Origin of the sequence: Actinomadura sp. RB99 (genome assembly GCF_014706005.1) — a bacterium.
Lineage (GTDB): Bacteria > Actinomycetota > Actinomycetes > Streptosporangiales > Streptosporangiaceae > Spirillospora.
On record NZ_JABMCA010000138.1, the window covers coordinates 1 to 12056 of the forward strand.

General features: G+C 74.8%; 11 protein-coding genes. 3 read left to right on the forward strand and 8 right to left on the reverse strand.

The genetic code is table 11. The features are described from left to right. On the reverse strand, nucleotides 1–1246 hold a 1246-nt coding region (locus tag amrb99_RS48465), incomplete at its 3' end, for an MFS transporter (RefSeq protein ID WP_206700404.1). Nucleotides 1247–1495: 249 nt separating this feature from the next. Between amrb99_RS48465 and amrb99_RS48470 the strand changes: the two genes are divergently transcribed. Then, nucleotides 1496–2872: an NADP-dependent succinic semialdehyde dehydrogenase gene (locus tag amrb99_RS48470; protein WP_190868873.1), complete on the forward strand. Its 1377-nt coding sequence runs from the start codon at nucleotides 1496–1498 to the stop codon at nucleotides 2870–2872. 68 nt (nucleotides 2873–2940) lie between these two features. Continuing rightward, nucleotides 2941–3426, forward strand: coding sequence for a cupin domain-containing protein (locus amrb99_RS48475; RefSeq protein ID WP_190868874.1), 486 nt, complete (start codon nucleotides 2941–2943; stop codon nucleotides 3424–3426). A gap of 1 nt (nucleotide 3427) precedes the next feature. Here amrb99_RS48475 and amrb99_RS48480 read toward each other — a convergent pair whose 3' ends face one another. Then, nucleotides 3428–4921 carry a serine/threonine-protein kinase gene (locus tag amrb99_RS48480; RefSeq protein ID WP_190868875.1) on the reverse strand — a complete coding sequence of 498 codons (1494 nt, stop codon included), beginning with the start codon at nucleotides 4919–4921 and terminating at the stop codon, nucleotides 3428–3430. A 168-nt stretch (nucleotides 4922–5089) separates the two neighbouring features. Further along, nucleotides 5090–5455, reverse strand: coding sequence for a thioredoxin (gene trxA / locus amrb99_RS48485; RefSeq protein ID WP_190868876.1), 366 nt, complete (start codon nucleotides 5453–5455; stop codon nucleotides 5090–5092). 193 nt (nucleotides 5456–5648) lie between these two features. Between trxA and amrb99_RS48490 the strand changes: the two genes are divergently transcribed. Next, nucleotides 5649–6665 carry an AfsR/SARP family transcriptional regulator gene (locus amrb99_RS48490; RefSeq protein WP_190868877.1) on the forward strand — a complete coding sequence of 339 codons (1017 nt, stop codon included), beginning with the start codon at nucleotides 5649–5651 and terminating at the stop codon, nucleotides 6663–6665. Between the two features lie 45 nt (nucleotides 6666–6710). On the opposite strand, the gene amrb99_RS48495 is transcribed toward amrb99_RS48490, so the two are convergent. The 5 genes from amrb99_RS48495 to amrb99_RS48515 all read right to left on the reverse strand — a co-directional run. Continuing rightward, on the reverse strand, nucleotides 6711–8111 hold the full coding sequence (locus amrb99_RS48495) for an aldehyde dehydrogenase (NADP(+)) (RefSeq protein ID WP_190868878.1): 1401 nt from the start codon (nucleotides 8109–8111) through the stop codon (nucleotides 6711–6713). After that, the gene (locus amrb99_RS48500) at nucleotides 8108–9607 is read right to left on the reverse strand and encodes an amino acid permease (RefSeq protein ID WP_241756650.1); all 1500 of its coding nucleotides are present in this window, start codon (nucleotides 9605–9607) and stop codon (nucleotides 8108–8110) included. Before amrb99_RS48500 ends, amrb99_RS48495 begins: the two co-directional genes overlap by 4 nt. 127 nt (nucleotides 9608–9734) lie before the next feature. Further along, complete coding sequence (locus tag amrb99_RS48505) at nucleotides 9735–10736, reverse strand: proline racemase family protein (RefSeq protein ID WP_190868879.1); 1002 nt, start codon at nucleotides 10734–10736, stop codon at nucleotides 9735–9737. Continuing rightward, the gene (locus amrb99_RS48510) at nucleotides 10736–11665 is read right to left on the reverse strand and encodes a dihydrodipicolinate synthase family protein (RefSeq protein ID WP_190868880.1); all 930 of its coding nucleotides are present in this window, start codon (nucleotides 11663–11665) and stop codon (nucleotides 10736–10738) included. The genes amrb99_RS48505 and amrb99_RS48510 overlap by 1 nt, the downstream gene beginning before the upstream one ends. After that, the coding region (locus tag amrb99_RS48515) for a (2Fe-2S)-binding protein (protein ID WP_190868881.1) at nucleotides 11662–12056 on the reverse strand (395 nt) is incomplete at its 5' end. The genes amrb99_RS48510 and amrb99_RS48515, both read right to left, overlap by 4 nt.

Genomic DNA, 12056 nt, shown 5'->3' on the forward strand with positions numbered 1-12056 from the left:
CCGGTGCGGCCGCCGGGGCCGGCGTGGTCGCCACGGCCGCGCGGGTGCGGCGCACGCGGGCGAAGCCGTAGGCGGCGGCGGACGCGACGACCAGGCAGACGACGCCGGCCAGCATGAGCGCGGCGCGGGGGCCGAGGGTGTCGCAGAGCGCGCCGAGCGCGGGGCCGCCCACCGCGCCGGACGCGGCGCCGACCATGCCCTGCGCGGCGATGACGCGGCCGCGCAGGTGGCCGGGGCTGTCCAGCTGGACGCGGGTGGCGACGGTGGTGTCCAGGACGACGGCGCCGGCCGCGATCGGCAGCATCGCGGCGCCGAACAGCGCCAGGTTCGGCGCGAAACCGCTGAGCAGCTGGCCCGCGGAGCAGATCGTCGCCGTGATCAGCAGCAGCCTGAGCGGGAGCCGGGTGCGGGACGCGGCGTACACGCCGCCGAGGACGGTACCGACGGCGAAGAGCACCGACAGGGCGCCGTAGCCGCCGGCGCCGCCGTGCAGCGGCCCCTGGCTCATCGCCGCCATCGTCACCTGGTAGTTGCGGCCGAGGCTGCCGAGCGCGAAGGCCAGCCCGAACATGATCAGCAGGCGGGGGTTGCCGAGGACGTACCGGAACCCGGCGACGATGCCGCGCTCGCCCGGCTCGGCGGGCGGCAGCACGTGCAGCTCCCTGGTGCGCATCAGCCCGATGGCGACCAGCACGCCGAGGAAGCTCACCGCGTTGGCCGCGAACGCGCCGGGCACGCCCGCCAGCGGGATGATCACGCCGGCGAGGCTCATGCCGAGGATCCGGCCGCCGGAGCTCAGCACCGAGCCGAGCGCCAGGCCGTTGGACAGGTCCTCCGGGCCGACGACCTCGGCGCCGAACCGGCCGAGGGCGGGCGAGGTCATCGCGGTGACCATGCCCGACGCCAGCGAGATCGCGTACAGGCCGCCGGTGCCGGACGGGTCGCCGGCGGCGATCACCGCGAGCACCGTGGACAGCGCCGCCTGGGCGATCTGCCCGGCCGCCACGACGTACCGGGCGGGGAGCCGGTCGGCGATCACGCCGCCCCACGGGCCGAGCAGCATGGTCGGCAGGGCCTGCAGGACCAGGCCCAGCCCGACGCTGGTGGCCGAGTGGGTGATGGACAGGATGAGCCAGTTCATCGCCAGGACCTGCATCCACGTCCCGGTGATCGAGACGAAGTCCGCGGTGGCCCAGAGCCGGTAGTTGTGATGGCGCATCGAGCGCAGCATCACCGGGATCGCCAAGGTCCTCTCCCCTTCAAAGGCACTGTCAAAGGGGGTTAAACGCCACCGCTTCGATGGAACGTTCCGGTCAAGGGAAGTGCGTGAGCCATGTCACGTTTGACCAGGTCAGGCTCGGGGAGCGGCGAACCGGCCCGGAGCCCCCGCCCCGCCGGGGATCCCGCCCGCCGCGGCCGCCCGCCGCCGTGTTTCCTGGGAGGGCGCACGGGCACGTCCCCGATGAACAGGCGGACACCCAGGGAGCATCCGGACATGACGACGATCGCCACCACCAATCCCGCGACCGGGGACGTGGAGAAGACCTTCGACGAGCTGACCGACGAGGAGATCGACCGGCGCATCGGGCGGGCCGCCGAGACGTTCGCCGCGTACCGCACGACCGGCCTCGGGCGCCGCGCGGAGTGGATGGACGCCGCCGGCCGCATCCTGGACGACGAGGCCGAGCAGATCGGCGCGATGCTCACCACCGAGATGGGCAAGACGCTCAAGGCCGCGATCGCCGAGGCGCGCAAGTGCGCGAAGGCGTGCCGTTACTACGCCGCGCACGCCGCGGAGTTCCTCGCCGACCGGCCCGCCGACCCCGAGGCGGTCGGGGCCCGGGACGCCTACGTCCGCTACCAGCCGCTCGGGCCCGTGCTGGCGGTGATGCCGTGGAACTTCCCGCTCTGGCAGGTGATCCGCTTCGCCGCGCCGGGGCTGATGGCGGGCAACGTGGGCCTGCTGAAGCACTCCTCGAACGTCCCGCAGACGGCGCTGTTCCTGGAGGACCTGTTCCGCCGCGCGGGGTTCCCCGAGGGCGCGTTCCAGACCCTGCTGATCGGGTCGGCGAAGGTCGAGCGGGTGCTGCGCGACCCGCGGGTCAAGGCGGCCACGCTGACGGGCAGCGAACCGGCGGGGCGGTCGGTCGCCGCGATCGCCGGGGACGAGATCAAGCCGACGGTGCTGGAGCTCGGCGGCAGCGACCCGTTCGTCGTGATGCCGTCGGCCGACCTCGCGGCGGCCGCGGAGGCGGCGGCCACGTCCCGCTGCCTGAACAACGGGCAGAGCTGCATCTCCGCCAAGCGGTTCATCGTCGACCGCGGCTGCGCCGACGAGTTCGAGCGGCTGTTCGTGGCGAACATGCGGGCGCTGAAGGTCGGCGACCCCATGGACGAGGACACCGACGTCGGCCCGCTGGTCAGCGACCAGGGCCGCGCCGACGTCGAGGAGCTGGTCGCCGACGCGGTGGGCAAGGGCGCGACCGTGCTGTGCGGGGGCGAGCGCCCGGACCGTCCCGGCTGGTACTACCCGCCGACGGTGATCGGCGGCGTGACGCGGGACATGCGGATGTTCCACGAGGAGGTCTTCGGGCCGGTGGCGTCGCTGTTCCGGGTCGACGGCGCGGAGGAGGCCGTCGAGCTGGCGAACGCCACCGGGTTCGGCCTCGGGTCCAACGCCTGGACGCGGGACGAGGGCGAGCGGGAGCTGTTCGTCCGCGAGCTGGACGCGGGCCAGGTCTTCGTCAACGGGATGACCACGTCCTACCCGGAGCTGCCCTTCGGCGGCGTGAAGCGGTCCGGGTACGGGCGCGAGCTGTCCGCCCAGGGCATGCACGCGTTCTGCAACGTCAAGACCGTGTGGGCGGCCTGATCGCCGGCGGCGCCGGATCGTCGGCGGCCTTGATCGCCAAGGGCTAGGCTGGCCGCGGAGGTGGCGCTGTGACGCGGATCGAGCAGGGCGCGGTCGTGGTCCGGGGGGACGAGGCCGAGACGATCGGGGACGTGCCCGCGGCGGTGCGGCTGCTCGCCGACTCCAGCAGCACCGGCGGCGCGCTCAGCACCCAGCGGGTGACGCTGGCGGCCGGCGGGAACGGGGCGACCCCGCACTACCACGCCGGGTCCACGGAGCTGTTCTACATGCTGGGCGGCACCGCGCAGATCCTCGCCGGGGAGCAGGTGCTGGAGGCCGGCGAGGGCGACCTCGTCGTGGTGCCGCCGAGGATGGCGCACGCGTTCGCCGCCAAGCCCGGCAGCACCGCGGACCTGCTGATCGTCATCACGCCGGGCGTCGAGCGGTTCGACTACTTCCGGCTGCTCGGCCGGCTCGGGAAGGGCGAGGCGACGCTGGACGAGCTGCTGGAGTCGCAGGAGCGGTTCGACAACCACTTCCTCGACAGCCCCGAATGGACCGAGGCCCGGTCCTGACCTAGGGGACGACCCGGAACGTCGTGCGGGCGGGAGCGCCCCCGGCGCCGGCGGAGAAGGTGTGCGTGCCGAGGGGCAGCGGGCCCGCCACGAACTCGTGGGCCTGGTTCACCGCGTAGTTGAAGGTGCCCATGTGGTCGACGACCGGTCCGGGGCGCTCGCCGTAGCCGTCGAGGCTCACCTGGATGCGCTCCCCCGGGCGCCAGCCCGTCCCGTGCACGACGAAGACCGTCGCGCCGTCGCCCTGCGGCTGGTTGACGACGATCCGCGGGTCCCCGGTGGGGCGGTCGCCGGCACCGCCCAGCGGGGCCGGCGGTTCCGCCGCCCTCCCGGCGGGCGGCCGTCCCGCGTCCGGGGACGTCCCGGCGGAGTCGCCGCCCGACCAGAAGGTCCGGGCCAGCAGCGCGCCGACGCCGATCAGCACGACCGCGGCCACCGAGGCGATCGTGTTGCGGGGCTCGCGGAAGAACGTCCGCGCCGCCGAGGCCGACGACCGGCCGTCCCGCGCGCCTCCGATCACCACCGGCGGGCGCTCCCGCACCGCCACGGGCTCCTCGGGCCGCGGATCCTCCCGCCCCGGTTCGGCGACCGGGAGCCGCGGTCCCGCCGCGTAGTCCCTGACCAGGCCCAGCGCCGTGCCGGACAGGCCGGGCTCGTCGCGGCCGTGGCGCAGGTACTCCGCCACCGACGCCAGCACGTCCCCGGGCGACGGCCGCCGTCCGGGGTCGCGGGCCAGGCAGCCGCGCACCAGCGTCTCCAGCTCCACGGCGAGCCCGGACAGGTCCGGCGGCAGGGTGGCGAGCTGCGCCATCAGCTCCAGCACGCCCTCGCCCCGGTAGGGGCCGTGCCCGGTCGCCGCGTACAGCAGGGTCGCGCCCAGCGCGTAGACGTCGCTCGCGGCCGTCACGACCCGCGACCCCTGCGCCTGCTCGGGCGCCATGAACGCGGGGGTGCCGACCGCGACGCGGCTGAGCGTCATCCGGGCCCGCTCCCGCGCGTGCGCCAGGCCGAAGTCGATCACCCGCGGCCCGTCCGCGCACACCAGCACGTTGGACGGCTTGAGATCGCGGTGGACGAGGCCCGCCGCGTGGATCGACTCGAGCGCCTCCGCGCATCCGCCCGCCAGCCACCGCACCGCCGCGACGGGCAGCGGCCCCGCCTCCGCGACCAGCAGCTCCAGCGAGGGCGCCGGGACGTACGCCGTCGCGAGCCAGGGCACCGCGGCGTCGGGGTCGGCGTTCACGACCGAGGCGGTGTAGATCCCGCTGACCCGCCGGGCCGCCGCGGCCTCGTGCGCGAAGCGGGCGCGGAAGTCGGTCTCGCGAGCCAGCTCGGCCCGGATCGTCTTGACCGCGACGAGCCGTCCCGCCGCGGAGCGGCCCAGGTAGACGCGGCCCATGGAGCCCGACCCGAGCCTGCCGAGGAGCACGTACGGCCCCGTGGCGGCGGGGTCGCCCGCCTCCAGGGGGCCGAGCGGCGCGTCGCGCCTGACCATGTCGCCTCCCGCGGCCGCCTGCCTCACATGGTGCACAACGCGGCACGCCGATGGCTGCCGCGGGCGCGAAGCGTCCGATGGCGGCCAAGGGCCCGGCCCGCGCGGTGCGCGGGCCGGGGCGGGTCAGAGCAGGTCAGGGCGGGGCGGGTCAGGGCCGGTCAGGGCGGGTCAGGCGCTCTTGTGGGCCTCCGCCTCGCGCCGCACCTCGTCCATGTCGAGGGCGCGGGCCTGCGAGATGAGGTCCTCCAGGGCCTCCTCCGGCAGCGCGCCCGGCTGGGAGTACAGCACCACCCGGTCCCGGACGACCATCAGCGTCGGGATCGAGCTGATCTGGAAGGCCGCCGCGAGGTCCTGCTCGGCCTCGGTGTCGACCTTGGCGAAGACGACGTCCGGGTGCTTCTCCGACACCCGCTCGTACACGGGGGCGAACTGGCGGCACGGCCCGCACCAGGACGCCCAGAAGTCGACCAGCACCATGCCGTCGCCGCCGACGGTCTCGTCGAACGTCTCGCGCGTCAGGGCCTTCGTAGCCATCACCGTTCTCCTCTCAGGGTCCTTACCGCTACGGCAACACCGGCCCGGGCGGCGCGATTCCCCGCGGCCGCGCGGGCGCCGCGCGACCGGGCGATTACGCCCGTACGGGCGTGTCAGGGCGCGGTGTAAGCGAGACGAAATCGCCGTTCATTACCGTCCGGAACGAGGCTCACCCCGTCCTGGAAGGCGGCTCATGTCGGGTACGAGAGTCCTTGCGAGAGCGAGCGGCGCCGGGATCACCGCGACGGGGCGGCCGGGCGGCGCCCGGGAGGGCGCGGCGCGGTCCGCCGTCCGCTTCGAGGTGCTCGGGTCGCTGCGGGTGCGCGGCGCGGCCGGGCCCATGCGGCTCGGCACCCCGAAGACGCGCGGGCTGCTGGCGGCGCTGATGTGCGGCCCGAACCGGCCCGTCGCGCTGGAGACGCTGGTGGACGCCCTGTGGGGCGAGGAGCCGCCGAAGTCGGCCACGAAGAACGTCCAGTCGTACGTGCACCGGCTGCGCCGCGCGCTCGGCGACCCGGACCGGATCGTGCGGACGGGACCGGGCTACCTGCTGCGGGTGCGGCCCGGCGAGCTGGACGCGCACGCCTTCGAACGGCTCGTCCGGGAGGGCGGCGCGGCGGCCCGGCGGGGCGACGACGCCCGCGCGGCGCGGCTGTTGCGCGACGCGGCGGCCGCCTGGCGCGGCGAGGACGCCTACGCGGGCGTGCCGGACGTCCCGCTGGTGCGGGCCGAGGCGCGGCGCCTCGCCGAGGCCAGGCTCGCGGCGCTGCGCGACCGGATCGACGCGGAGCTGCGGCTCGGCCGGCACGCGGCGCTCGTGCCGGAGCTGTGCGCGCTGACGGCGCGGCACCCGCTGCGCGAGGAGCTGTGGGAGCGGCTGATGACGGCGCTGTACCGGTCGGGACGGCAGGCGGACGCGCTGCGCGCCTTCGGCGACGCGCGGCGGGTCCTCGCCGAGGAGGCCGGGCTGGATCCCGGCCCGGGCCTGCGGGAGCTGCAGCGGGCGATCCTCGCGGGCGACCCCGCCCTCGCGCCGCCGGTGCGCCCGGCGGAGGTCCTCGAACGGTTCATGCGGGCGCTGGACGCCGACCTGCCGGCGGAGGACGCCGAGCGGGCCGCGCTGTGCCACAGCATCCTCGCCGGGCGCCGGCTCATCGCCGCGCTCGACGACGCGGCCGGCGAGCTGCTGCGCGCCCTCGGCTCCCGCTGACGGAGTGCCGGCCCCGGCCCGGGACCGGCGCTCCGGCGGCTCCGCTCAGTGGACGGTCTGCGGGACCTTCCACGGGTTGTCGTCGCGCAGCGGCGGCGGCAGCAGCTCCTGCGGCCAGCCCTGGAAGGCGACGGGCCGCAGGAACCGCTCGATCGCGGCCGTGCCGACCGACGTGGTGGCGGGCGCGGTCGTGGCCGGGTACGGCCCGCCGTGCTCCATCGCGTAGCTGACGGCGACGCCGGTCGGCCACTGGTTCCACAGCACGCGCCCGCTGCGGTCCGCGAGCACGCCGGTGAGCGCGGCGAGGTCGCCGGTCTCGTCCTGCTCGGCGTGCAGCGACGTGGTGAGCTGGCCGGGCAGCGCGGCGACGGCGTCGGCGACGTCGGCGAGGTCGTCGTAGGTGACGACGAGGCCGAGCGGGCCGAAGCACTCCTGCCCGGCGGCGTCGGCGTCGGCGCGGAACGCCGCGAGGTCCATGGTCAGCAGGCGCGGGGCGGTGGACGCCCCGTCCTCCGGCCACACGACCCGGCGGACGCCGGGGCGGGCGCCGAGCGCGTCGGAGACCGACAGGAAGCCGGCCTCGATGCGGTCGTTCAGCATCGGCGCGGCGGCGACGCCGCGCAGCCGCTCGGCGATCTCGTCCACCAGCGCCTCGGGCGCGAACAGCAGGCCCGGGTTGGTGCAGAACTGCCCGGCGCCCAGGGTGAGGGACGCGGCGTAGCCCTGCGCGATCTCGTCGGGGCGCGTCTCGGCGGCGCGCGGGGTCACCACGGTCGGGTTGACGCTGCCGAGCTCGCCGAAGAACGGGATCGGGGTCGGCCGCTCCGCCGCGATCTTCGCGAGGGCGAGGCCGCCCTTCTCCGAGCCGGTGAACGCGGCGGCGGCGATGCCGGGGTGCCGCAGCGCCTCGACGCCCTCCGCCTCGCCCTCGATCAGGCCGAACACGCCGTCCGGCAGCCCGGCGCCGGCGATGATCTCGGCGGTGCGGCGGGACAGCCGGGGGTGGCCGGGGTGCGCCTTGAGCACGACGGGGCAGCCGGCGGCGAGCGCGGAGGCGGTGTCGCCGCCCGCGACGCTGAACGCGAACGGGAAGTTGCTCGCGGCGAACACCAGCACCGGGCCGAGCGCCGTCCGGTAGCGGCGCAGGTCGGGCCGGGGCCCGCTCGGCCACTGCGGGTCGGGGCGGTCGATGCGGGCGTCGTAGAACGCGCCCTCCCGCACCTGGTCGGCGAACAGCCTCAACTGGAACGTGGTGCGGGTGAGCTCGCCGTTCAGCCGGGTCTCGCCCAGGTGGCTCTCCTCGTCGGCGAGGGCGACCAGTTCGGCGCGGGCGGCCTCCAGGGCGTCCGCGATCGCGGTCAGGCCCTCGGCGCGCTCCTGGGGAGGGGCCGCGGCCCATCCGGCCGCGGCGGACACGGCGGCGGCGACGGCCTGGTCCGGTGTCATGAGGTGCTCCCTTCGTCCCCGGCGTGCGGGGTGGTGCGGACGGTCCCCGAACCCCGATTCTCCACCGAGTTCCGGTACCCGTAGAACGCGTAGACGATCAGGCCGAGCAGCATCCAGACCACGAACCGGACCCAGGTGACCCAGTCGAGGTTGGCGATCAGCCAGATCGAGAAGCCGATGCCGACCAGCGGCACCAGCGGCACCCAGGGGGTGCGGAACGAGCGCGGCAGGTCCGGTCGGGTCCGGCGCATCACCACGACCGCGACGGCGACCACGATGAACGCCATCAGGATGCCGATGTTGGTGAGGTCGGCGGCCTCCTTGATCGGCAGGAACCCGGCGATGACCGCCGAGCCGATCCCGACGAGCCAGATGACGCGGTCGGGGACCTGCCGCCTCGGGTGGTTCCTGGCGAAGTAGGCGGGCAGCAGCCCGTCCCGGCTCATCGAGAACCAGACGCGGGTGACGGCGAGCATGTTCGCCAGCGCGGAGGTGGTGATGCCGATGACGGCGCCCACCGCGACGACCGTGCCGAGGCCGGCGAGGCCGACGGAGGCGAGCGCGCTGGAGAACGGGCTCTTGACGTCGATGTGCCGGTAGTCCTGCATGCCCAGCAGCACGATGCAGACGAGCAGGTAGATGACGGCCGCGATGGCGAGCGAGATGACGATCGCCTTCGGCAGCACCTTCTTGGCCTCGGCGCTCTCCTCGGCCGCGGCGCTCATCGCGTCGTAGCCGTAGACGGCGAAGAACGTGGTGGCGGCGCCGGAGATCGCGCCGCCGATGCCGAAGGGCAGGAACGGGCTGAAGTTGCCGCCGGAGATGTGGAACGCTCCCGCGATCACGACCAGGGCGACGATGCCGAGCTTCACGACGACGAGGATCGTCTCGAACCGCGCCGACTCCTTCGTCCCGCGCGACAGCACGAACGCCAGCAGCAGGCACAGCAGCGCGGCGAACAGGTCGACCTTGTGGCCGGAGCCGGTGCCGGGCGCGCCGAGCGCCCAGTGCGGGATGTCGAGGCCGACCTGGTCGAGGATGTACGACAGGTAGCCGGAGATGGCGATGGCGACGACCGCGACGATCGCGGTGTACTCCAGCAGCAGGTCCCAGCCGATCGCCCAGCCGATCGCCTCGCCGAGCGCGGCGTAGGAGTAGGTGTAGGCGGAGCCGGCCTTCGGGATGAGCCCGGCGAACTCGGCGTAGCAGAGCGCGGCGGCGCTGCTGGCGATGATCGCGATGAGGAACGAGATCATCACGCCGGGGCCGGCGTCGTCGTGCGCGACGACGCCGGCGAGCGAGAACACGCCGGCGCCGACGAGGCCGCCGAGGCTGAGCGCGACGAGCTGCCACAGGCCCATGGTGCGGCGCAGGCCGCCGGCGGTCTCCTCCTCCGACGAGTCGACCGGCTTCAGGCGGAAGATTCCCGCTCGGGTGAACAGCCCGCGTGCGGCCGGATCGGCCGAGGGCGGCGTTTTCGGCATGGCTTGGGACATGACGGTCCCTCCCGGATGGGTCAGGGGTTACCAGGGGTGGGTGGTGCGGCGGCCGGCGCGGTTCGGCCGGCCGCCGTGCGGAGCCCGGACGGGGGCCGCGGCCCCGGAACGGGAAAGGCCGATCGGGCTAGAGGACGAAGCCCTCGGGGAAGGGATCGGCGGGGTCGAGCAGGTAGGTGGCGTTGCCGGTGATCCAGGCGCGGCCGGTGAACTCGGGGATCACCGCGGGCAGCCCGCCGGCCTCGGCGGTGCCGACGAGCCGGCCGGTGAACCGGGTGCCGATGAACGACTCGTTCACGAACTCGGTGTGCAGCGGCAGCTCGCCGCGCGCGTGCAGCTGCGCCATCCGCGCGGACGTGCCGGTGCCGCACGGCGACCGGTCGAACCAGCCGGGGTGGATCGCCATGGCGTTCCGGGAGCGCTTCGCGTCCGAGCCGGGCGCGAGGAACTGCACGTGCTTGCAGCCGCCGATCAGCGGGTCGCCGGGGTGCACCGGGCGGTCGGTCTCGTTGATCGCCTCCATGATCGCGAGCCCGGCCTTGAGGATGTCGTCCTTGCGGGCCCGGTCGAACGGCAGCCCGAGCCGCTCCAGCTCGGTGATGGCGTAGAAGTTGCCGCCGTACGCCATGTCGTAGCGGACCTCGCCGAGGCCCGGCACGTCGACGGCGGCGTCCCGGCGCAGCGCGAACGCCGGGACGTTGCGGAGCGTGACGGTCTCGGCGACGCCGTCGCGGACGGCGACGCGGGCCTCGACGAGCCCGGCCGGGGTGTCCAGCCGAACGATCGTCTCCGGCTCGGTCACCTCGACCATCCCGGTCTCGACCAGCACGGTCGCGACCCCGATGGTGCCGTGCCCGCACATCGGCAGGAACCCGCTGACCTCGATGTACACCACGCCCCAGTCGGCGTCCGGCCGGGTCGGCGGCTGGAGCAGCGCGCCGCTCATCGCGGGGTGGCCGCGCGGCTCGTCCATGAGGAACCGGCGCAGCCCGTCGAGGTGCTCGACGGCGTACCGGCGGCGCTCGGCCATCGTCGCGCCCGGGATAGGCGCGACGCCGCCGGTGACGACGCGGGTCGGCATGCCCTCGGTGTGCGAGTCGACCGCGGTGATCGACCGGGCCGAGCGCATCAGGCGGCCTGCCGCTGGGCGAGGGCCTCGATGGCGCGGGCCATGTCGGCGGTGACGCCGGCGCGGTGCTCGTCGGTGAGCGGGCCGCGCGGCGGGCGGCAGGGGCCGCCGTACCGGCCGACCTGCTCCATGCCGAGCTTGATCGCCTGGACGAACTCGGTGCGCGAGTCCCACCGGAACGCGGCGACGAGCGGCTCGTACAGGGCGCGGGCCTCCTCCAGCTTCCCGGTGGTGGCGAGCTCGTACAGCAGCGCGGACTCGGCCGGGAACACGTTCGGGAAGCCGGCGAACCAGCCGGTGGCGCCCATCAGCAGCGCCTCCAGGGTGACGTCGTCGGCGCCGGCGACGACCTCCAGGCCGGGGGCCTTCTCCTTGATCTCCAGGACGCGGCGGACGTCGCCGGAGAACTCCTTGACCGCGACGATGTTCTCGATCCGCGCGATCTCGGCGAGCAGGTCGGGGGTGAGGTCGACCTTGGTGTCGATCGGGTTGTTGTAGACCATGACGGGCAGCCCGACGGACGCGACGGCCTCGTAGTGGGCGATGACCTCGCCGCGGTTGGCCCGGTACATCGTCGGGGGGAGGCACAGCACGCCGTGCGCGCCGTCCTCGGCTGCCAGCTCGGTCCAGTGCCTGGCCTGGTGGGAGCCGGGGCCGTGCACGCCGACCACGACGACGCCGTCCTGGCCGACCGCCTCGACGGCGGTGCGGGCGACGCGGCGGCGCTCCTCGTCGGTCAGCGAGGAGTACTCGCCGAGGGAGCCGTTCGGTCCGACGCCGCGGCAGCCGTTGTCGACGAGCCAGCGGCAGTGCTCGGCGTACTTGTCGTAGTCGACGGCGAGCCCGGCGGGAGCGGTGGCGTCCTCGTAGTAGGGCAGCGCCGTCGCAACGATGACGCCGCCGAGGCTGAGGAGCTTGGTGTCGCTCATCGGGCGCTCTCTTTCTGGTCGGGGTTCCTGGGGTTATCGGTGTTGTCGGTGTTCTCGATGGGAGGGCTTGCGAGTTCGCCGAGCCGGATGGGCTGGGCGAGGGGACGGTGATGGGGGTTCGCCCCGGGCACCGTGCCGGAGAGCAGGTCGGCGACCGTGGGGCCGCAGATGCGGGCCTGGCACGGTCCGAGCCCGGCGCGGGTGCCGAGCTTGACCGCGCGGGCGGACCCGCCCGCCTTCTCGCCGGCCGCGCGGCGCAGGGAGCCGTAGGTGGTCTCCTCGCAGCGGCAGACGACGGTCTCGTCGCGCAGCCAGCCGGGCCAGGCCGCGCCGATCGGGTGGGCGGCGGCGAGCCGGGCGGCGAACGCGCGGGCCCGGTCGCGGCGGCGGC